This window comes from Pleionea litopenaei, from assembly GCF_031198435.1.
In the GTDB taxonomy this organism is placed as follows: domain Bacteria; phylum Pseudomonadota; class Gammaproteobacteria; order Enterobacterales; family Kangiellaceae; genus Pleionea; species Pleionea litopenaei.
In genome coordinates, this window is record NZ_CP133548.1 from 2,530,932 (window position 1) to 2,551,677 (window position 20,746).

Annotated in this window: 19 protein-coding genes; 17 read left to right on the forward strand and 2 right to left on the reverse strand. The window is 42.8% G+C overall.

The features are described 5' to 3' along the window. The first annotated feature begins 183 nt into the window (after positions 1-183). The 16 genes from Q9312_RS11385 to Q9312_RS11460 all read left to right on the forward strand — a co-directional run bounded on the left by Q9312_RS11385 (position 184) and on the right by Q9312_RS11460 (position 17,830). Entirely contained in the window at positions 184-867 is a 684-nt protein-coding gene (locus Q9312_RS11385) for an RDD family protein (RefSeq protein WP_309200972.1), read from the forward strand. Then, on the forward strand, positions 864-1,841 hold the full coding sequence (locus Q9312_RS11390) for a stage II sporulation protein M (protein WP_309200973.1): 978 nt from the start codon (positions 864-866) through the stop codon (positions 1,839-1,841). The genes Q9312_RS11385 and Q9312_RS11390 overlap by 4 nt, the downstream gene beginning before the upstream one ends. Then, a complete protein-coding gene (locus Q9312_RS11395; RefSeq protein WP_309200974.1) occupies positions 1,838-3,418 on the forward strand; it encodes a hypothetical protein in 1,581 nt (526 codons plus the stop codon). Before Q9312_RS11390 ends, Q9312_RS11395 begins: the two co-directional genes overlap by 4 nt. Next, positions 3,411-4,646 carry a DUF4350 domain-containing protein gene (locus Q9312_RS11400; protein WP_309200975.1) on the forward strand — a complete coding sequence of 412 codons (1,236 nt, stop codon included), beginning with the start codon at positions 3,411-3,413 and terminating at the stop codon, positions 4,644-4,646. The genes Q9312_RS11395 and Q9312_RS11400 overlap by 8 nt, the downstream gene beginning before the upstream one ends. Next, positions 4,636-5,640 carry an AAA family ATPase gene (locus Q9312_RS11405; protein ID WP_309200976.1) on the forward strand — a complete coding sequence of 335 codons (1,005 nt, stop codon included), beginning with the start codon at positions 4,636-4,638 and terminating at the stop codon, positions 5,638-5,640. Before Q9312_RS11400 ends, Q9312_RS11405 begins: the two co-directional genes overlap by 11 nt. Beyond that, positions 5,637-6,983 carry a DUF58 domain-containing protein gene (locus Q9312_RS11410; protein ID WP_309200977.1) on the forward strand — a complete coding sequence of 449 codons (1,347 nt, stop codon included), beginning with the start codon at positions 5,637-5,639 and terminating at the stop codon, positions 6,981-6,983. The genes Q9312_RS11405 and Q9312_RS11410 overlap by 4 nt, the downstream gene beginning before the upstream one ends. 160 nt (positions 6,984-7,143) lie before the next feature. Then, positions 7,144-8,034 (forward strand): 50S ribosomal protein L11 methyltransferase, encoded by an 891-nt coding sequence (gene prmA / locus Q9312_RS11415; RefSeq protein ID WP_309200978.1) that lies wholly within the window; start codon positions 7,144-7,146, stop codon positions 8,032-8,034. Between the two features lie 97 nt (positions 8,035-8,131). After that, on the forward strand, positions 8,132-9,601 hold the full coding sequence (locus tag Q9312_RS11420) for a DUF3426 domain-containing protein (RefSeq protein WP_309200979.1): 1,470 nt from the start codon (positions 8,132-8,134) through the stop codon (positions 9,599-9,601). A gap of 190 nt (positions 9,602-9,791) precedes the next feature. Then, positions 9,792-10,778 (forward strand): tRNA dihydrouridine synthase DusB, encoded by a 987-nt coding sequence (dusB, locus tag Q9312_RS11425; RefSeq protein ID WP_309200980.1) that lies wholly within the window; start codon positions 9,792-9,794, stop codon positions 10,776-10,778. A 14-nt stretch (positions 10,779-10,792) separates the two neighbouring features. Beyond that, the gene (gene fis, locus Q9312_RS11430) at positions 10,793-11,071 is read left to right on the forward strand and encodes a DNA-binding transcriptional regulator Fis (RefSeq protein WP_435408757.1); all 279 of its coding nucleotides are present in this window, start codon (positions 10,793-10,795) and stop codon (positions 11,069-11,071) included. Positions 11,072-11,161: 90 nt separating this feature from the next. Next, complete coding sequence (gene purH / locus Q9312_RS11435) at positions 11,162-12,733, forward strand: bifunctional phosphoribosylaminoimidazolecarboxamide formyltransferase/IMP cyclohydrolase (protein WP_309200982.1); 1,572 nt, start codon at positions 11,162-11,164, stop codon at positions 12,731-12,733. A 158-nt stretch (positions 12,734-12,891) separates the two neighbouring features. Then, positions 12,892-13,434 carry a porin gene (locus Q9312_RS11440; RefSeq protein WP_309200983.1) on the forward strand — a complete coding sequence of 181 codons (543 nt, stop codon included), beginning with the start codon at positions 12,892-12,894 and terminating at the stop codon, positions 13,432-13,434. A 101-nt stretch (positions 13,435-13,535) separates the two neighbouring features. Further along, positions 13,536-14,816, forward strand: coding sequence for a phosphoribosylamine--glycine ligase (gene purD, locus Q9312_RS11445; protein WP_309200984.1), 1,281 nt, complete (start codon positions 13,536-13,538; stop codon positions 14,814-14,816). Between the two features lie 30 nt (positions 14,817-14,846). Beyond that, entirely contained in the window at positions 14,847-17,258 is a 2,412-nt protein-coding gene (locus tag Q9312_RS11450) for an intermembrane phospholipid transport protein YdbH family protein (RefSeq protein WP_309200985.1), read from the forward strand. Between the two features lie 50 nt (positions 17,259-17,308). Then, a complete protein-coding gene (locus tag Q9312_RS11455) occupies positions 17,309-17,479 on the forward strand; it encodes a lipoprotein (protein ID WP_309200986.1) in 171 nt (56 codons plus the stop codon). Positions 17,480-17,488: 9 nt separating this feature from the next. Continuing rightward, on the forward strand, positions 17,489-17,830 hold the full coding sequence (locus Q9312_RS11460) for a YdbL family probable chaperone protein (RefSeq protein WP_309200987.1): 342 nt from the start codon (positions 17,489-17,491) through the stop codon (positions 17,828-17,830). Between the two features lie 3 nt (positions 17,831-17,833). Here Q9312_RS11460 and Q9312_RS11465 read toward each other — a convergent pair whose 3' ends face one another. Both Q9312_RS11465 and Q9312_RS11470 read right to left on the reverse strand, forming a co-directional pair. Continuing rightward, complete coding sequence (locus Q9312_RS11465) at positions 17,834-18,430, reverse strand: glutathione S-transferase family protein (RefSeq protein WP_309200988.1); 597 nt, start codon at positions 18,428-18,430, stop codon at positions 17,834-17,836. Positions 18,431-18,447: 17 nt separating this feature from the next. After that, on the reverse strand, positions 18,448-19,938 hold the full coding sequence (locus Q9312_RS11470) for an AAA family ATPase (protein ID WP_309200989.1): 1,491 nt from the start codon (positions 19,936-19,938) through the stop codon (positions 18,448-18,450). A 125-nt stretch (positions 19,939-20,063) separates the two neighbouring features. Between Q9312_RS11470 and coq7 the strand changes: the two genes are divergently transcribed. Continuing rightward, a complete protein-coding gene (coq7, locus tag Q9312_RS11475) occupies positions 20,064-20,702 on the forward strand; it encodes a 2-polyprenyl-3-methyl-6-methoxy-1,4-benzoquinone monooxygenase (RefSeq protein ID WP_309200990.1) in 639 nt (212 codons plus the stop codon). Positions 20,703-20,746 lie beyond the last annotated feature (44 nt).

Below are 20,746 nucleotides of genomic sequence, written 5' to 3' on the forward strand. Positions count from 1 at the left end.
CGCGAAATAATGTGGAAAATACCGAGGAAATAGCAAATACCAATCTATGCACTCACTATAGGCAAATTAGCCCATTTACAGTACACTCCAAGAGAATTGTTTATGCCATAAGGATATTTTAGTTACTTAAAGTGACTTAAGGCGCCAAATTGCTCAAATAATAACCAAAAGTTTACAGTATTGATGTTAGATACTCATCTTCGTGTTGAAGTTCCTGAAGGAATAGAAATCCATTTGCCGCTGGCCGGGCCGGTTGTTCGTTGCTTGGCATTCTTGATCGATACGTTAATTCGAGTCGGCACGTACCTTATTATTGGCCTAATATTCCAATTAATGGGGCACTTCGGTATTGGCCTATTTTTCATCCTTATATTTCTTCTTGAGTGGTTTTATCCAGTCATTTTTGAGATGTTTAATCAAGGCGCGACACCCGGTAAAAAATTAATGGGAATTGCCGTAGTTAACGATGACGGCACACCGGTTGATTGGAGCTCCTCGATCGTTCGTAACCTACTTCGGGCAGCCGATATGTTCCCAGTACTGTATTTAACTGGCATTCTTAGCATGCTGCTTAATAAACAGTTTAAGCGACTCGGTGACCTCGCAGCAGGAACGTTAGTCATTCATAAAAAAACCTATTCTCACTCCGGTAATTTACCGCAAGCGAAGCCAAAACAAGCGAGACTTCAGCTGACCTTAGAAGAACAAAGCGCTATTTTGCATTTTGGTGAACGAAGTAAACAATTGAGTCAAGCACGCGCACATGAGCTCGCCAACATTCTAAATCAAGTAGTCGATGGTCAAAGTGCCGAAGACCGCATGAGCAATATCATGTCTTTAGCCAACTGGTTACGGGGTCGACGATGAGACAAGAAGAGTTCGAAGCTCAATACAAAAAGCAATGGGAAGCCTTTGCAGAGTTGGTCTCTAAAATGTCTACAAGGAGTGGCCAGCAAGAACTGAGTCAACAGCAACTGGAAGATTTTCCCGCTCAGTATCGTAACTTATGCCACACACTGGCCATCGCTAAAGAGCGTCAGTATAGCCCTTATTTAATTGATCACTTAGATACGCTAGTACTGCAAGGGCACCAGCTTTTCTATAAAAAATACCAACGATTGGGCCATCGAATCATTGAATTTATTGCTCATGGTTTTCCCAGAGAAATTCAACTTAACAAAACGTTGTTTTGGCTCAGCCACTTAATTTTTTACGGGCCAGCCCTTCTATTATTTATACTTACATTACTTAACCCAGACCTAATTTACAGTGTTATACCGCACTCTCAAGTGTCTGACTTCGAGTCTATGTACAATCCCGAGCAAACCGTTCTAGGGAGAGAACGTCAATCTGATTCTGACTTCTACATGTTCGGCCACTATATTCGCAACAATATTAGTATTGGATTTCAAACCTTCGCCACAGGCATACTGTTTGCGTTAGGAACACTCTTTTACTTGATGTTCAACGGTATCTTTTTTGGTGTTGTCACTGGGCATATCGTCAATATTAAATACCAAAGCACTTTTTTCCCGTTCGTGATAGGCCATGGTTCGGTTGAACTCACCGCGATTGTGATTGCAGGCATGGCAGGGTTAAAGCTCGGTTGGTCATTGATCGCACCCGGTAACTTTACTCGAGTCGATTCGCTAAAGTTAGCGGCTCGAAGAGCGATTCTACTGATGTATGGCGCCACTCTCTTTTTGCTCGCAGCTGCATTCATCGAGGCTTTTTGGTCGTCGAGCACCAATATGAGTTCTACCGTGAAATACACCGTTGGCGGCATCTTATGGCTGTTTGTCTATAGCTACTTATTATGGCCAAGGAGTCGTCTACAATGAGACTCGAAGCGATTACGGCAAAAGTAAAACCCCGTTCGGGCTGGGAGTCTCTAGACTTAGGTTTTCGAATGGTTCACCAACATTGGTTGTCGCTCTATTCAATTTGGTTCGGTCTAACTCTACCTCTGTTTTTGCTCGCCTGCTGGTTGTTTAATGACAATATTGGTTGGGTAATCATTGGCTTTTGGTGGTTGAAACCCATCTTTGAAACGGCCATTTTAAACTATCTGTCTCGAGCCCTGTTTGGTGAGTTTCCAACGCTCAAGAGTACTCTATCAACCTTTCATCGTTACGCCTTTCGACAATGGTTCGGCAATTTAACGTGGCGCCGATTTAGCCCTACTCGCTCGATGGATTTGCCAGTCGCCCAACTAGAAGGATTGAGCGGCGATCGAAGAGGTCGTCGTATTAGTACACTTCATGCCTTCAATTCAAGCGCAGCAGTTTGGTTGACTTTGCTATTTATCCTATTTCAAGTCATGTTCTACTTTAACTTGCTCGCCTTAGTTTTTTGGTTAACCCCCGAAGTGTATCTAGAAAGTATCCTAGTTAACGAGATGGATTTATTGTGGGCTGAAAATTCGATCATTGGGCAGTTTGTGCAAGCATTGATTATGTATTTAATAATGTCATTTTTTAGTCCTTTTTATGTCGCCGGTGGCTTCTCTATTTACATCAATCAAAGAACTATATTAGAGGCCTGGGACATTGAGCTTATTTTCAAAAAGTTAAGTCAACGTGTGGCGAAAAACTTCGATTATTTAAAATCAATAAGCTCCGCAATACTGCCTATCATCTTTGCTTGCTGTTTAATCTCACTTCCTCCAACAGTCGAAGCCGCGGACGATGACAGTTCCACGGAGATATCGAAAGAAGAAAGTTTAAATACACCCGAAAAGACAGAGATAAAAGAACAACTCAATAAGATTCTTGAGGCGCCTCCATTTAAACGCACTGAAAAGTCGTCAGAAGTTAAATTCGAATTTGACTTAGACTATGAAACGAATGACTCTAGAGAAAAAGAAAATTCTTCTAGCAATACATCAATGTTAGGCTTTTTTGGTGGCCTCGCTCAAGTTGCAGAAGTGTTTCTTTGGCTTGGAGTCGGCGCGCTTGTCATCTGGTTAGTGATTAAAATATTTGATTTAGCACCGGCGAAGCGTGCAAAAATAAAATCAGAAAAGGCGAGACCAGACGTTTTATTTGGATTAGACATAAGCGAACAAGCTTTACCAGAGGATCCAAGTGACGAGTGCTTGAAATTATGGGAACTAAAAGAATACCGTCGAGCACTGTCATTGTTATTAAGAGCGGCACTAATCAAACTAATCGATCAACATCATTGTCAATTTGAAGATGGATATACCGAGCTCGAATGTGCTCGAGTCGTAAAACATTCATCCAGTAAAAGCGTGTCTGAGTTTTTTGACCAATTGATTCAAGTGTGGAGATTATTTGCGTACGCACATAAACTTCCAGAATCGTCGCAAGTAGCATTATTGGCAGAAGAATTTAAAACCGTTTTTAAAGATGCTGACTTAAGCGATGCTAATAATCACTCGGAGTTAAATGCGTAAAATGACTCCTAAATTTTTAAACCTTACTACAGATACCACTGTTTCAAAGCGACTTCTTTTGGGAATGGGACTATTCACTTTGGTTGCTTTACTCTGTATTTGGTTACTGACTTTTGCCATTCGAGTGAGCTTTACTAAAACCCTACCTTCTGATGTAGAAGTGCGTAAAAATCCATTTCTTGCGCTTGAAAAGCTCGCAGATGTATATGGTGATCAAGTGACGACTCATCGAGATTTCAGTCTTTTCGATGCACCTCTAGATCCGCAAGAAATTGTTGTCATCACCAATAGTCGAAAGCCATTAAGTCCGGCGCGACTAGAGCGACTTTATGATTTTGTAGAGCAAGGTGGATTTTTAATTCTGGCGGCCGAAGAGTTCTTCGACGATGATGCAGGATCAAGTGGCGCGCCCATTTTAGATGAGCTTGGAGCAAGACTTTACTCGAATGATGGTGAGATCGAGCGAGAGAGCCTCGACAACGACTATGAAAGCAAAATAGAGCGCATGTTTTCTGCCGACGTAAGCATGCTAGAGTTCAACGATGAGCCTAAGCCCATTCAAGTTCAATTTGATGACAGTTACTATTTAATCGATTCGTCTGGAGACGCCTTTTATATTGCTGGCAGTGAAGAGAACCATCACCTACTGCAATATTACTACGGTGAAGGCATCATCACGGTTTTAAGCGATGTGGATTTCTGGAGCAACAGCGAGATAGACCGCTTTGATCATGCCTATTTTTTCCGCATGTTTTCTGAAGGTCAGTCGGTAAGAATTATCTATAACCCTCAGGTTCCATCGCTGGCTAATTTAACCTGGGCACATGCAAGCTATGTTGCTATCTCGCTTTTCATTTTCATCGCTGCAGTCATTTGGTTTAAGCAAATTAAAACGGGGCCAGTGTTTCCTCAGTTTTCAAGCGATAGTAGAAAGCTTATTCAACATTTAGAAGCCTCGGCTGAGTTTAAGACTCGTTTTTGTGGCCTCAACTTATTACTAGAACAAGCAAAAACGGAACTCTTTAGAAAGATATCGAGACGTCATCATAAATTTTTAGAACTGCCGCCAGCGCAACAAATTAAAGTAATAAAGGATATGACAAAGGTTCCTGAGTCGTCTCTTGAAGTTTTATATAAATCAACAGAAGACTCCCAAGTATTTACTCAACAAATTTCGTTGATTCAAACACTCAGATTAAAAATAGATGGAAAAAATTATGAACGATGAAACCATGCAAAATAGTTCTGCAGAAGGCAGCAACGCACAGATCAATGAATGTTATGAACTCATCGACAATATGACTCATCAGGTCGAAAGTGTTCTAATTGGACAACGTGAAGTATTACAACAGGCGTTGGTTTGTCTGTTTGCTTCTGGCCACTTACTTCTGGAGGGTGTCCCTGGCATCGGAAAGACTTTATTGGTTCGTGCGCTCTCAAAATGCTTTGGCGGAGAATTTTCGCGAATTCAGTTTACTCCAGATTTAATGCCAAGTGATGTTACCGGCCACGCAGTCTATGATCCAAAATCGGAAAAATTCCGAATTCGAAAAGGTCCAGCATTTACTAATCTACTGCTTGCTGATGAGATCAACCGTGCTCCGGCAAAAACTCAAGCCTCACTGCTAGAAGTGATGCAAGAGCAACAGATAACCATCGAAGGTAATGCTTATAAAACTGATTCACCGTTTATGGTTATGGCTACGCAAAATCCGCTTGAACAAGAAGGCACTTATCCGCTGCCAGAGGCCGAACTTGATCGATTCTTAATGAAAGTCTACATGGAATACCCAGAGCAAGAAGATGAAGTGACACTGGTTAAAAAAATTACGACCGGACAAATATCCAATAGCAGTTTATTAGATTTAGTCAACGTAGTTGCCAGCCCTGACGATATTATTCGTTGCCAAAAAGTCGCCAGTGAAATCGACGTTGACCATAGTCTATTTGAATACGCCGTTCGTATCGTTGCTGCCACTCGAGATTGGCCAGGTATACGAATGGGCGCAAGCCCACGAGCCAGTTTAGCGCTAATTCGTTGCTCACGAGCACTTGCTTTAATTAAACGACAAGCGTTCGTAACCCCGGACGAAATCAAAGAAGTAGCGGCTCCTATTATCCGTCATCGCGTTCAACTTTCAGCCGAATTAGAAATCGAAGGCATCAGTGTTGACGATGTTATTCAAGATATTTTGAACCAAGTAGAAGCTCCACGGCAATGAGACCCAGCGTAGTTGCTTTATACAGTATCGCTGTTTGGATCGCGCTAGCGCTCGTCACAGCGACGTTGAAGGTTTTAGCGTCGTCATTTGATTGGGACGCTAGCTATGCCGAGACTTTTTATCAAATATGGTACTGGTTCGGTATTGGACTCGGCGGCGTCGCGATTTTGGATTTGATCTCAATGCGACTCGAGTCTGTACCTCAAGCTTATCGTTCAGTTAACAAAAACGTCGCGGTCGGCAGTCAAACCAAAGTTCAGCTAAATGTACGACATAAAAACTCTCGCAAAATCAACTTCATTGTCAATGACCATTATCCCGAACACTCACAGGTGGAAGATCTTCCCCAATCATTAATCCTTGATCAAGGACAAGTCGCCAAACTTCAATACTCTTTAAGGGTTTTAAAGCGCGGGGACGCCTCTTTCGGAAAGATCAGAGTTATCTCTCGATCACGTTTTAATCTATGGGACAAAGTAACCATTTGTGGTTCTGAAGAAACCATTAAAGTTTATCCCAATTTTGCGGCGATTCATCACTACTTACTACTGTCGGCTGATCAACAACAATCACAAATGGGCATTCGTTTAAGCCAACGTCGAGGCGACGGGCTCGAGTTTCACCAACTTCGCGAATACCGCATCGGCGATTCGATACGACAAATTGATTGGCGAGCCAGTTCTCGATTGAACAAGTTGATCTCCAAAGAGTATCAAGAAGAAAAAGATCAAAATATCGTATTTTTACTCGATTGCGGACGTCGAATGCGAACGCAAGATGATCAACTGTCGCATTTTGATCACTCACTTAACGCTATGTTGATGCTGGGTTACATCGGCCTTAAACAGGGTGATGCGGTGGGCTTGTCTACCTTTGGCGGGCTATCGCGTTGGTTACCTCCGCAAAAAGGAACCTACTTTATCAATTCATTGATGAATCAAGTTTATGACTGTCACCCAACTTTGCAAGCATCTGACTTTATTGAAGCTGCAACCGAATTGAACAAACGCATTAGAAAACGGTCGCTGGTCGTTTTAATCAGCAATTGCCGAAATGAAGATTGGGTAGAGTTAGAACCCGCCATTCGCCTTCTAAATCGTCATCATTTAGTTATGCTCGCAAACTTAAGAGAGCAAGCCATTGATGACATAATGGATACACCTGTAGATTCTTTTGAATCTGCCCAAAGATACGCAGAGACCAGTCAGTTTTTTGCTCAACGACAAAGTTTAAACACGCAGTGCAGTGTCCAAGGTGTTGTATCTGTCGACACCGCACCAAAACACCTGGCCACAGAAATAGTCAACCAATATTTTAAGATTAAACGCAGCGGTAAACTCTGATACCATTTACCTATAACGGTTACCGAGTTTGCTCGTGCCTTTCGCTGAATCAAGTAAGCTGAATTTGGTCACTGAGAATCGCTTACTTGAGTTAGCGTCAAACTTAGCCAGAACTTAACTTTGATAGATTCTAAAAGAAACAGAATCTAATGGTGAAATTATGCCTTGGTTGCAATTAAAATTTGGTACCGAACAAGAACACGTTGATCAAGTATCTGACTATTTAATGGAACTCGGAGCCGTCTCCCTAACCTATGAAGACGCCGAAGATAACCCTATTTTAGAGCCTTTACCGGGAGAAACGCCTCTCTGGCAAGCATTAATTGTCTCAGCTCTGTTCGATGCAGAGACTGACACGCAACATATCATTGACTTACTTGCTTACCAACCTTGGCAATCTTGTGTCCAAAGTCCTCGGTTTGAACAACTCGAAGACAAAGATTGGGAACGTGCTTGGATGGACAACTTCCATCCTATCTCATTTGGTCAAAGACTGTGGATTGTTCCGAGTTGGCACCAGCCTCCTGAGCCAGATGCAGTCAATATCATGCTGGATCCGGGACTAGCGTTTGGAACTGGTACCCACCCAACAACCGCCCTATGTTTACAGTGGCTCGATGGCTTTGATGTGAATGGCTTAAGTGTTCTAGATTATGGTTGTGGAAGTGGCATATTAGCGATCGCAGCGGCATTGCTTGGGGCAAAAGATATCACTGCAATAGACATCGATCCGCAAGCCCTGACAGCCACCCGCGATAATATGACTCGCAACCAACTTCCACCGGATGCCATTACCGTGGGTTTACCAGACGCAATCGAGGCTAAACAATACCCAATAGTCATTGCCAATATCTTAGCTGGACCACTCAAAGAGCTCTCTTCTTCAATCGCAGGCCAAGTGGCGCCTGGAGGACATATTGTCTTATCTGGCTTACTTGCGGAGCAAGCAGAAGAAATTAGCCAATGTTACTCAAAATGGTTTAATATGCAGCCACCGGTACAAAAAGACGACTGGATTCGCCTAGTAGGCATCAAGCGAGAAGAGCATTAACGCGTTATTTAAATCGACGCAAAATAGAACCGATAGACACTTGATGACTTACTTGAACACATTCGCGATAACCAATCGAAAAGGACGCCACTGAGTCATGTCGCAATCTATTTTTACGCGATGCCCTGAATGTTCGACTGTTTTTCGAGTCACCGAAGAACACCTCGCTTTAGCTAAAGGCAAGGTGCGTTGCGGTGCCTGTATGAATGTATTTACCGCGACAGAACATTTGGTTCGACCTAAATCAACAAGCTCAGCAACTGACTCTTCAAGCAGTATTGAACGCTCGCTAGATAAAGCACTTGGCACAAGCATAGAAGAGCATCAGCCAAGCGACGATGGGCTGCTGAGGGCGTCAAACGAAGCCGAACAAGACATTCGCTGGGGAGACAAACCAGAAAACCGAACAGAATATCCCATCGATCGGTTTGGTCAACCGACGGCCGATCAGGCTCCCGACATCGCAGAGTCAGGCGAGTCTAATGAAAGCTCTGAACAACCAATCAATGAATTCAGTGACTCCTCCTCTCATGAAGAACCATTCGACCAACAAGATTTCGTCAGCCCGATGCAAGATGATTTGCACGCACCGGAAAGTTTTGACGAGCCTGATCTTGAAAAGCGAATTGTCGAAGAACAGTGCGCCGAAAAACATAAAGAGCAACTTGACCCAAGTGACGATGATATTGAATCGTTTGCCATTGATGCTTTTGAAGATGAGGTAAGTTCAGACAACCTGCCCTATCAAAACGATCCTCAATCGTCTGATGAATTAACCTCTGATGCGACTGATGGCTCTTACACAGAAGGCAGCCTTTTTTCTTCTGATGAAGTCGATTACTCAGATTCAGATGAAACAGACGTAGACGATGAGTCTGCAGGGTTTTCTGATCAAGCTCAGTCGATATCAGAAGATGACTCGGCATCCTCTCGAAGTGATGCAGTCAAAGATCAAGAAGCACTCAATGATTCTATTCGCTCCGAACACCCAACCTTAAACGATGATTTTTCGATTGATCGCCTCAGCGATGCTCTCGCTGAAGAAGACTTAGAGCCCGATCCTCTCGATGAGTTTGACGATATCGTCGAGCGAAAAAGCCATGCCTTAAAATGGATGGTTATAAGCATCGTACTCGTTGGTGGACTTGGCTACTTTATTTATTGGCTGTGGAGTGATCGTCAAACACTCGCTTGGGATGACACTTGGGGCAGTAGTGTACAAGTCCTTTGCTCAGTAGCGCCTTGTGACTTGAAGCCTCGCCGAAACGTCGCCGCTATAGAACTGCTGCAACGGGATATTCGCCCCAGCGAAAATAATCCAGAGATCACTGAGTTTAATCTATTTATTCGCAACAATGCCGATTATGAGCAACCCTACCCCACCGTCGAAATTCGCTTTACTGACACCAAAGGAGCGATAGTTTCGAGTGAGATTCATTCGCCCGAAGACTACTTATCCGCCGATGTGAAAGGTCGAATGATGCCTGTCAATCAGCGGACCTTGATTCTAATTCAAGCACGTAAATCTAACGCAAATGCCTTCGGATTCGAGTTTAATTTCAAATAATAGGCTTACCGTTAAACGAAACTGAGACAAGCAGCGCTGGTTTTTTTGGCCAGACGCGCTAACTGTTTGTTTTATCGAATTTACTTAAAATCAAGGCCTTTTCTGCAGATTTTTTCGTTTTCAAAACCGATTAAAAAGTGTATGATTTGGCGCTTTCTTAACCAGCTCTGATGTAGGTCTTCGCAAGTCAATGAAAATAGGTCCGTACCAACTGGACAATCAGTTAGTTCTGGCACCTATGGCAGGCGTCACGGATCGTCCTTTTCGTATGCTCTGTAAAGAGCATGGAGCAGGGCTTACCGTATCAGAAATGGTCGCGGCGAATCCACGATTACGAAATACTCGTAAAAGTCGATTACGCTCCGATCACACAGGAGAAAAAGGGCTTCGCAGCGTGCAGATTGCCGGTGCTGATCCTGAAATGATGGCTGCCGCTGCCGTTTACAATGTAGCGCAAGGGGCTCAAGTCATCGATATCAACATGGGTTGCCCTGCCAAAAAGGTCTGTAATAAAGCGGCTGGTTCAGCGCTGATGAAACAGCCTGAATTGGTTGAACAGATTTTACACGCTGTAGTGCAAGCCGTTGATGTTCCTGTCAGTCTGAAGATTAGAACCGGTTGGGATTACGATCATAAAAATGGTATCGCGATAGCACAAATTGCGCAGTCACAAGGCATCGTTTCGCTGGCTGTGCATGGTCGCACTCGAGCTTGTGGTTACAAAGGGCAAGCCGAATACGACACCATTCGAGCTATCAAACAAGCTGTGAACATTCCTGTCATTGCTAATGGAGACATCAATTCTCCAGAAAAGGCAAAGTATGTATTGGAATACACAGGCGCTGACGCCATCATGATCGGTCGAGCCGCGCAGGGTCGCCCATGGATTTTTCGAGAGATTGAGCACTTCTTGAATACCGGGCAAAGGTTAAGTGAACCAGAAGTAGACGAAATAGAAGACATCATGCTTCGGCATATCAGTCATCTGCATTCGTTTTATGGGAAAGGTCAGGGAGCACGCATCGCTCGAAAGCATGTTTCCTGGTATTTGAAGGAGCAGCCAGACAGTTCTGAGTTCAGAAGCCAGTTCGTACGAATTGAATGCGCTGAACAACAACTGTTAGCTGCGAAGCAGTTCTTTCAACAACAAAAATTGAAACAGGCAAAAGTAGCATGAGCATTCTAGAAACAATGGAAACCGTAACAACCACCGAAAACGTAAGTAGTGTGCCTACTGTAGAGCAGCCTACATTACGAGAAAGTGTCAACCATGCAATCAAAAATTATTTTGATTCATTAGACGGCCAGACTCCTTCAGAGCTATACGAAATGGTTTTAGCAGAGATTGAAGCACCACTGTTAGAACGCGTTATGGAATACACTCGAGGAAATCAAACCAAGGCTGCAATTATTTTAGGATTGAACCGAGGAACTTTGCGTAAGAAACTTAAAATTTACGGCTTAAACTAATTTTTTATCGGTGAGGTGCAAACCTCACCGACTGTTCAACCCCCATTCACCTTTTTTCATTTTCTGACTTCCTGATTGAGAGGCTAACCCATGCAAGAGTTACGGCCCATTCGACGCGCATTAATCAGTGTTTCGGATAAGACAGGTGTCGTAGAGTTCGCAAAACAATTGGCAGAACTAAACGTCGACATACTTTCTACCGGAGGCACCGCAAAACTACTTCAAGAAAGCAACATTCCAGTTACTGAAGTATCTTCATACACCGGCTTTCCAGAAATGATGGATGGCCGTATTAAAACATTACACCCCAAGATTCATGGTGCGTTGTTAGGCCGCCGAGGCACTGACGATCAAGTAATGAACGAACATGGCATCGAAGGTATTGATTTACTCGTTGTAAATTTATACCCGTTTGAACAAACGATTGCGCGCGATGACTGCACACTGCCAATGGCCATCGAAAACATTGATATTGGTGGTCCTACTATGCTGCGAGCGGCGGCAAAAAATCATCAAGATGTAACGGTTGTTGTTGATCATCATGACTACGCACGAGTGATCTCAGCATTAAAAGCCGACCAAGGTACAGCATTGGCATTACGCTTTGAGCTAGCCACTAAAACCTTCTGTCACACGGCAAAATACGATGGTGCTATCGCAAACTACTTAAGCGCCCGTGTTGATTCAGCCGAGCAACCAAAAGATTTTCCAGATACTCTGTCTCTGCAATTCCAAAAAGCACAAGAAATGCGCTACGGTGAAAACCCGCATCAAAAAGCGGCATTCTACGTTGAAGACAATGCCAAAGAGGCAAGTGTCGCAACCGCACAGCAGCTGCAAGGTAAAGAGTTATCGTTCAACAACGTTGCCGATACCGACGCGGCTCTTGAGTGTGTTAAAAGCTTTCAAACACCGGCATGTGTCATTGTTAAACATGCAAACCCTTGTGGTGTCGCAACCGGTAGCGACATTCTCGAAGCCTACAATCGTGCTTACCAAACCGATCCGACATCTGCTTTTGGCGGCATCATTGCGTTCAACCGTGAACTCGATAAAGCAACAGCGGCGGCAATCATTGACCGGCAATTTGTTGAAGTTATTATTGCGCCAAAAATTTCGAAAGACGCAGAAGCTATCGTTGCTAGTAAGAAAAACGTTCGCTTACTGGCGTGCGGTGAATGGCAAAGCGCAATACCAGGTTACGACTTTAAGCGAATTAACGGCGGCCTCTTAGTTCAAGACCGTGATCTCGGCAGCATTGGAATCAACGATCTCAAAATTGTTTCTAAAAGAACGCCTTCAGAACAAGAAATTCGCGACTTATTATTCAGTTGGAAAGTTGCCAAATTTGTAAAGTCGAATGCGATTGTTTATGCGAAAAATGAACAAACGATAGGCGTGGGCGCAGGACAAATGAGCCGAGTCTATTCGGCAAAGATTGCCGGTATAAAAGCTGCCGATGAGAATCTTATTGTAAAAGGTTCAGTGATGGCTTCAGATGCTTTCTTTCCTTTCCGAGATGGAATTGACTCAGCAGCAGACGCTGGAATCACTGCGGTAATTCATCCAGGCGGTTCTATGCGTGATGAAGAAGTTATCGCAGCAGCCGATGAACACGATATGGCAATGGTTCTTACTGGTATGCGACATTTCCGCCATTAGTCTAAAAATTAATCTTCCATCTTTATTTAGCGCAGCAGTTTTCTACTAGCTGCGCTAAATTTTTTCTTCATTCAGATTCCGTTCATTTTTCGCCGCTTATTATTCACTTCAAGCAGACAGTCTGCGAAATTAAATTAACTTAATAAAGGAAGTAAATTATGAAAAAGCAAATGATCGTTACAGCCATCGCTTCAGTTTTGTCCGTTTCAGCTTTTGCTGGCAGCCCATCATTTGATTTTGTTGAGGGTGGTTACGCCGACAACTACGAAACAGATGGAATGTTAATTCGTGGTAACAAAACATTGAATGACAATTTCTTCTTAACAGCATCGTATGAAACCGTTGGCGAAAACGGAGTAGACCTCAACTCAACGTTATTTGGTCTCGGTTACAAGTTTGACCTTGACGACAGTTCAGCTATCTACACAAAAGTCTCTTACTTTGATTTCGAAGTAGACGCGGGTGCTGGCTCTGAAAGCGATGATGGCTTTGAGCTTGGTCTGGGTTACCGAACCCAAATCTCAAAGGCCACTCAGATTTACACCGAAGTTAACCACTTAGAAGTCGATAGCGATTCAGCCACTCAATTGGTTATCGGTGCTCGTCAAAGTTTCGCAGGTAACCTTGGTGCCTTCATCGAAGTCAAAAAAGACGATTTCGATAACGACGGCTTTGCATTGGGCTTAAACTACAGCTTCTAAGAAAAAACCTCACTCGGTCGCCGGTTTTGCGCGACCGAGTCCTTTATCGATTGCTCTATTCACGATAAAATCACCTTAATTTTGAACAATCGAGAATAGCAATGAATGTATTAGTGATTGGCAGTGGTGGCCGAGAGCATGCCTTAGCCTGGAAAGCAGCCCAAAACCCTTCCGTAGAAACCGTCTTTGTTGCACCAGGAAATGCCGGCACAGCAACCGAAGAAAAGCTCAAGAACATTGACATTCAGCCAACGAATACCGAAGCATTAATTACTTTTGCTAAGGAAAATCAGGTTGAACTAACCATTGTTGGTCCAGAAGCGCCATTAGTCATTGGTGTGGTTGACGCCTTCACTGAGGCTGGACTTAAAATATTTGGACCGACGCAAGGTGCAGCACAACTTGAAGGTTCAAAGGCATTCACCAAAGACTTCTTAGCTCGGCACCAAATTCCCACAGCAGGCTATGGTAACTTCACCGACATCGAAGCTGCTAAAGCCTATGTTAAAAAAATGGGCACTCCCATTGTGATTAAGGCCGATGGCTTAGCAGCCGGGAAAGGCGTCATCATCGCTGAAACCGAAGAGCAAGCCTTTGCCGCCATCGACGATATGCTTGAGGGTAATAAATTTGGCGACGCCGGCTCGAGAGTGGTTGTTGAAGAGTTTTTAGCCGGTGAAGAAGCCAGCTTTATCGTTATGGTTGATGGTGAGAATGTTTTACCACTTGCTACATCTCAAGACCATAAAGCTCGCGACGATGGCGATAAGGGACCGAACACTGGCGGAATGGGAGCCTACTCGCCTGCTCCTGTGGTTACTCAAGAAATCCATGACCGTGTAATGAAAAAAGTTATTTGGCCAACCGTAAAAGGCATGGCCAGCGAAGGACATCCGTATACTGGTTTTTTGTACGCTGGTTTAATGATAGACGCAAACGGAAATGCCAAGGTACTTGAGTATAATTGCCGATTCGGTGACCCAGAAACTCAACCGATTATGTTTCGCATGAAGTCAGACTTAGTCGACTTGTGCTTAAAGGCCATCGATAAACAACTTGATCAAGCCGATTGTGAATGGGACGAACGTGCATCGCTTGGCGTGGTTTTAGCGGCTGGTGGTTATCCTGATAGTTATGCAAAAGGTGAGGTTATTGAAGGCCTCGACGATAACATTAGCGATACCAAAGTCTTCCATGCAGGAACGGCCTTAGAAAATGGAAACGTTGTCACAGCCGGAGGCCGTGTACTCTGTGTCGTAGGATTAGGCGATACAGTAACAGAAGCACAACAAAAGGCCTATCAACGTGCAAAAAGCATCTCTTGGAATAATGTTTATAAACGAAACGATATCGGCCACAAAGCCATTGCTCGTGAACAATAATAGGAGAGGCCGCTAACTGCGGCCTTTTTTATGCGTAAACTAGTAAAGCGAATTTTCTATTCATTGAGCGCACTAGCTTTAATGCTTGTTGCGTTGTATTTAAGCGTTCCAGTAATTGCAAAGTGGCAAATAGCAGAGCGACTGCCCAATGGTTTTTCCATCGAAGCCATAGACATTCCTTATGGGACTTTCGATAGTTTTTGGATTAAAAATCTAGTCATTAGGGACGAATTTAATAATCAAATAACGGTATCTGATCTAAAGTTATCTTTTTCGATTTTTGAGTTGGCCGTAAAAAAAATATCTATCGGCCAAGTTAATCTCGACATACCCGAAGTAGATTCTCTAAGGCTTATCAACAACTCGGCATCAAACGCTTCGTCGTCAACTTCATTTAATTTACCTTTCTTATTAGCTATTGATCAAATAACAGGTAAAACCCGATACAACAACACCGAGTTTCAAGTACAGGGGCAAGCCAATTTTAACGGTGACAAAAATCAATTGAGTTTGGATGTATCTTCATCGGTTGGTGCTCGCGGTACGCTTAAGTTAAATCAAACCGACATTGAGAATCTCGATGTTTATTTTGAAACTGTTCAATTACCGATTAACTTACTGTCTCCTTTTTATCGAAACCTATTATCAGAACATAATACAAGCCTTTCGGGGCTTATCGATGTGAAAATAGAGGATACCTTTCGATTAAATGATATTTACGACTTTAATTTTAAAGAACTAATCGTAGATTTAAAGATCAGCGAACTAGCGATTGAACACCCTCATGGCATGTTAACGTCGCCTTTACTAAGCGCTAAAATTAAGAAAACCCCAAATGACTTAACAGTGAATACTTCTCTGATTAGCAATATAACGCTTGCTAAAGCGCTAACTTTTTCTAAGAAAGCAAACTTTAAAGTAGCTATGAACGACGCGTTCATTTCCCTTAATACCGATAGAGTGACGTTTATATTTCCCATTTTTATTGATGACCAAATTGAAGTACATTCTAAAGGCACTTATTCTTTAAATTCAAAAGAAATCAATTCAAATCACCAGTTTGCATCTAAAGAAATATCGAACGTTTCTTTGCCGGTGGATTTTTTGAAAAGCTATTCAGCAGAAAACATTCATGGTCAATTTGAACTGTCTGGAAGCACTGACGCTCCTGAAGTAATACAAATCAGTCATGCACAAGTAAAGGGGCAGAAGCTAAAACTAAGCTATCAAGACATAGATTTTAATTCTCAGCTATTTTCTATAGCGTTACGACCCTTTGATCTTAGCTTAAGAGACATTAATGGAAGTTACTCATTCGACATCAGTAACTTAATACTCAACCAGTACGCCACGAATATACCTGGCGTTCAAAAAGGAAAGTTTAGCCGCAGTAAAGCGATTACTTCTATTGAAAATCGTACAACGGCTCCAAAAGATAGAATGTCTTCAGACTACTCCACTATTGTGATCGATGGCCGTCAAACAATGACTATCAATCAAACCAAAAAACAATGGCGCGTTGGGGTTCAGGGCGAAACAAAGCTCTATAAGCCCAAGCCCCTAATTCGCACTCAATTAATGAATGCCAAGTGGTTAAAGCAAATTACGTTCAATGCGCCCATTATTACTTCACTTGATTTCAAGCTATCTATTGAAAACGATGTCATTAACTCTTTAGTAACAAAGTCATCGAGCACCCTCGCAAACTGGTCATTTACAGACTCGCAAATTTACAACTCTCAATTAATGTTAGACAGCCTAGATAATGAGACTTGGGATACTCTAAAATTTAAGTTCATGACCTTGGCCCGTTTAAAGGGATCCGATGATCAAGAACATGAAATTATTGGTACAGTAAAGATGTTTCCTATAATAAAACTTAAAGACATTGAAATTGATTCAACGATATTTGAAGGTCGTCTTAGCGGCTATACGTCATCAGAGTGGCAAGAGGTTGACCAATTGTCAGGTACTCTCTCACTGAGCAACCTCGAATTAAAAAACCTCGTTGAGTTTATCCAACCAGACGACTTAAATGCCAAAGGGAAAGTGACCGGAAACCTGCCCTTTTTCATGGTCGATGGCTATCCACAAATTAAAAATGGACAATTGAGCTCCACCGGTGGAGTGATTGAATATGTTCCTGGAGGCGTAAAACAACAACTTACAAAGGATAACGTAAGCGATATCGCCACCATCGCACTTCAAAACTTTCACTATAGCAGCATGCAAATTAATTTAATTGAGAATACACCTTGTGAGTTCAATATTAAATTGCGACTAGAGGGAAATAACCCAGATATGGGTAGTAAACAAGCGCAAATATTCAATATAAACTACCAACCTAAATCGAACGTTAATTTATACTATCTTATGTTACTCGGTGCTGATAATCTTAAAGACATTGAAAATGATAAACTTCATTCAGGTTGCGTTAATTAAACTCAGCTATCTTGTGGTATAGATTATTAAAGAATTTTTGGGAGGGTAATATGAAGCAAATTCTGGCGCTAGCAACCCTAACAGCCGTGCTTTCCGGTTGCACTATTCGACTAGAGCAAGGTGAAAAGCCATTAGAAGTGAACTTAAACATCAAACATGACATTCGTATAAAAATCGAAAATGATGTTAAAGATATTTTAAACGATGACGACTTATTTTAGGAGCTCACTATGATAACCCGTAGCTTTAAATCACTCTTTACTGTTCTAGTGCTGTGCCTAACCTTTGGTTTAAGTACTGCCATGGCTGCTGACCTAGACTCAGCTAAAGCATCCGGATTAATTGGCGAGAAACCAGACGGTTACCTAGGTCTGGTAGTTTCTGATGCTCCAGCCGACGTAAAGGCACTGGTTGAAGAAGTAAATACTAAGCGCAAACAAAAGTACTTAGAAATTGCGAACAAGCGCAATGCAACATTAGCCGATGTTGAAAGAATTGCCGGCGAAGCCGCTTTGAAGAAAACTCTTCCCGGACATTATATTTTTAAGAACGGCGAGTGGGTAAAGAAATAAACTTTAATCGCTTGGTTGAGTTTGTTTGATCGATGGTCGGTTTTGGAACAACTGAAATCGACTCATCACTTGGCTGCCAATACAGTCCAAATCAGAGTGTCGAAATGCCATATAGTCAATCAGACATGCCAAGTTGATATCTAGCAGATTAAATCCATCAGGCATCAGCGTCATACGATTTTCTAATTCTTCAAACCCTCGACGCAATCCATCGTTAAATCTTTGCCACCAAAAATCAGATTTTAAACCATCACCATCCCTCATAATTTCTTGACGGCGAGCCACGGCTAAGTCTAAAAGACCTGAAGTCAATGAATAAGTAGTACGTAACGCCCAACTGGATTGAACGGGTTGCCAGAGTTTACCTTGATTAAATTCAGCATCAAGATACTGACATATAACTTCGCTATCAAAAATCCCATCATCCTTGTCAGTAATTAAACAAGGAACTTTACCCAGGGGATTAGCCTTTAGAAACTCTACATTATTATCAAACGGATGTGTTTGAACTTCGATAGATTTTGGGTCTAAATTAACTTCACGCAAAACAATTTGCGCAGTTCTAGCGTAGGGCGATGCAGTAGAATAAAAAAGTTTCATCTAAATACCTTAGTCGATCAATTCGCCGAAATGGTTCGTTCCGATGCCCATCGTCTCAGCTCAGCAAGTTTTTCTGCCATAACAACAGACAAAGGTCGTGTTGCCGATAACTCATCGAGAATGATCTCGGTTGAAAGAGCAGACCCTTGTCCATAACAATGATACAGCGCCGAAACAATCGCTTGCTCAATTTCCGCGCCCGTAAAACCGTCACATGCCAAAGCTAATTTTTCCAAGTCAAAATTCTCGGGTGACTGCTTACGTTTGGTTAAATGAATCGCAAAGATGTCTCGGCGCGCTTCTTGGTCAGGCAGATCGACAAAGAAAATTTCATCTAATCGGCCTTTACGAATCAATTCCGGAGGTAAACGCGAGATATCATTCGCGGTTGACACAACAAATACTGGCAAATCGTTTTCTGACATCCACGTCAGTAAGGTACCCAAAACCCGCTGAGAAGTCCCCCCATCGTTGTCTTGAGTTGAAATTCCTTTTTCAATTTCATCGAACCATAAAACACAGGGAGCCATTAGCTCTGCCATTTTTAAAGCTTCTCGCAAGTTTCGTTCTGTCTCACCATGGTACTTGTTGTACAAAGCGCCAAAATCTAAACGCAGTAGAGGAACACTCCAAAGACCTGCAACCGCTTTTGCCGCTAAACTTTTTCCACCCCCTTGAACGCCAACCAGCATAAGGCCCTTTGGCGGATCAAGTTCAAGTTCGTCACGACGATGAAAAACCACTTCACGTTGTCGTAGCCAGCGCTTTAAATTATTCAAGCCACCGACTTCTGCAAACTTTGAGGTTTCGTATTCAAAGCTCAATACACCGTCCATATTGAGAAGTTCAAACTTAGCCTTATTAATTGCTGGTATTTCATCTTCTGTAATGGCTCCGTCGTCAGTAATCACATTTCGAACCAATCGAGTCGCGTCAGAAATCGTCAACCCCTGAAGGTTATTGATCAATCTCTGTAGCGTTTTACTATCTGTACGAACTTTTTTACCATGCCTTTGTGACCACATTTTTGCTTCACGTTTGATCATCTTAGTTAACTGATCTTTGCCTGGAAGCGCCATATCAAAACGGGAAATAAATCGTTTAATTTCTTCCGGAATAGCGAGCTGGTGAGATATGAGAACTAGGGTGTGGCCATGCTCAGGTTGATTCAAGATGAACTCTTTTAATAGCCGAACAATGTGTGGCGCGCTTTCAACATAGGGATGAAAGTCACATAAAACATAAATAGACGGGCGGTGTGCGCCCAAAATATGCCGCAACATATCTTCCGGCTTGCTCGTTTCAGCTAAAGCATCAAACTCATCGAGCAGCTCAAAACGCTTTAAACCATCGACAATATCCCAGGTAAACAAAGGCTTATTGATATCGCGCGCTAAATCCGACAGGAGTTTGAGAACTCGGTTTTCTTCATGGCTCTCAATTCCGATAATTGGATTACGAGATTGGATCAATAGTTTTAAGTCTCTTAAATCACTTTTACCACTCATAGACTTCTCTATCCTTTGATTTGCATCAGCATCACCTTGATTTACACTCAAGGTAGCTTCAATTCATCGCTTTTTACGTTAAACTTAACCAGGATTCAAATAGTTTACTCGAAATATTAAAAATCATGCGCCAATTAAGCTTTTTAGACCGACTTTTAGCCTCAAGCGATAACGCACTTCGCACACTCAGTGGCGGCTACCACACTACTGAACGCGACAATCCGGCAATGGTAGTTGAGCCCGCTCAGCTGACTGAACAGCAAAAAAAGCACACCGCTGGGCTCATGCGGATCAACCATTGCGGTGAAGTCTGCGCTCAGGCGCTGTATCAAGGACAAGCCCTAACCGCTCGATTACCCGAAGTTCGTCAGCAAATGGAACGTTCTGCTCAAGAAGAGAACGATCATTTATCCTGGTGTGAACATCGATTAAAAGAACTTGATGCACATCCAAGCCTATTGAATCCGCTCTGGTACTTTGGTTCCTTCACTATTGGTGCACTTGCTGGTGCTGCTGGGGACAAATGGTCCTTAGGTTTTGTCGCTGAAACCGAGCATCAAGTCGTCAAGCATCTCGATGAGCATCTCGAGCAATTAGCCAATGACGATCAAAAAACACAAGCTATATTGACACAAATGCGTGAAGACGAATTGCACCATGCTCATTTAGCGACTGATGCGGGTGGCGTACCATTGCCACCTCCGATAAAAAAGATAATGTCAGTAACTGCGGGGTTAATGAAAAGCATCGTGTACCGATTTTGACAATAAATTCCCTGTTAACTCTCATGGTCGTTCTTTTGGTAATT

What these genes read in the sequence shown, in the direction of transcription:
- Q9312_RS11385 (WP_309200972.1), top strand. Translation starts at nt 184, where the DNA reads ATGTTAGATACTCATCTTCGTGTTGAAGTTCCTGAAGGAATAGAAATC.
- Q9312_RS11390 (WP_309200973.1), top strand. Translation starts at nt 864, where the DNA reads ATGAGACAAGAAGAGTTCGAAGCTCAATACAAAAAGCAATGGGAAGCC.
- Q9312_RS11395 (WP_309200974.1), top strand. Translation starts at nt 1,838, where the DNA reads ATGAGACTCGAAGCGATTACGGCAAAAGTAAAACCCCGTTCGGGCTGG.
- Q9312_RS11400 (WP_309200975.1), top strand. Translation starts at nt 3,411, where the DNA reads ATGCGTAAAATGACTCCTAAATTTTTAAACCTTACTACAGATACCACT.
- Q9312_RS11405 (WP_309200976.1), top strand. Translation starts at nt 4,636, where the DNA reads ATGAACGATGAAACCATGCAAAATAGTTCTGCAGAAGGCAGCAACGCA.
- Q9312_RS11410 (WP_309200977.1), top strand. Translation starts at nt 5,637, where the DNA reads ATGAGACCCAGCGTAGTTGCTTTATACAGTATCGCTGTTTGGATCGCG.
- prmA (WP_309200978.1), top strand. Translation starts at nt 7,144, where the DNA reads ATGCCTTGGTTGCAATTAAAATTTGGTACCGAACAAGAACACGTTGAT.
- Q9312_RS11420 (WP_309200979.1), top strand. Translation starts at nt 8,132, where the DNA reads ATGTCGCAATCTATTTTTACGCGATGCCCTGAATGTTCGACTGTTTTT.
- dusB (WP_309200980.1), top strand. Translation starts at nt 9,792, where the DNA reads ATGAAAATAGGTCCGTACCAACTGGACAATCAGTTAGTTCTGGCACCT.
- fis (WP_435408757.1), top strand. Translation starts at nt 10,793, where the DNA reads ATGGAAACCGTAACAACCACCGAAAACGTAAGTAGTGTGCCTACTGTA.
- purH (WP_309200982.1), top strand. Translation starts at nt 11,162, where the DNA reads ATGCAAGAGTTACGGCCCATTCGACGCGCATTAATCAGTGTTTCGGAT.
- Q9312_RS11440 (WP_309200983.1), top strand. Translation starts at nt 12,892, where the DNA reads ATGAAAAAGCAAATGATCGTTACAGCCATCGCTTCAGTTTTGTCCGTT.
- purD (WP_309200984.1), top strand. Translation starts at nt 13,536, where the DNA reads ATGAATGTATTAGTGATTGGCAGTGGTGGCCGAGAGCATGCCTTAGCC.
- Q9312_RS11450 (WP_309200985.1), top strand. Translation starts at nt 14,847, where the DNA reads ATGCGTAAACTAGTAAAGCGAATTTTCTATTCATTGAGCGCACTAGCT.
- Q9312_RS11455 (WP_309200986.1), top strand. Translation starts at nt 17,309, where the DNA reads ATGAAGCAAATTCTGGCGCTAGCAACCCTAACAGCCGTGCTTTCCGGT.
- Q9312_RS11460 (WP_309200987.1), top strand. Translation starts at nt 17,489, where the DNA reads ATGATAACCCGTAGCTTTAAATCACTCTTTACTGTTCTAGTGCTGTGC.
- Q9312_RS11465 (WP_309200988.1), bottom strand. Translation starts at nt 18,430, where the DNA reads ATGAAACTTTTTTATTCTACTGCATCGCCCTACGCTAGAACTGCGCAA.
- Q9312_RS11470 (WP_309200989.1), bottom strand. Translation starts at nt 19,938, where the DNA reads ATGAGTGGTAAAAGTGATTTAAGAGACTTAAAACTATTGATCCAATCT.
- coq7 (WP_309200990.1), top strand. Translation starts at nt 20,064, where the DNA reads ATGCGCCAATTAAGCTTTTTAGACCGACTTTTAGCCTCAAGCGATAAC.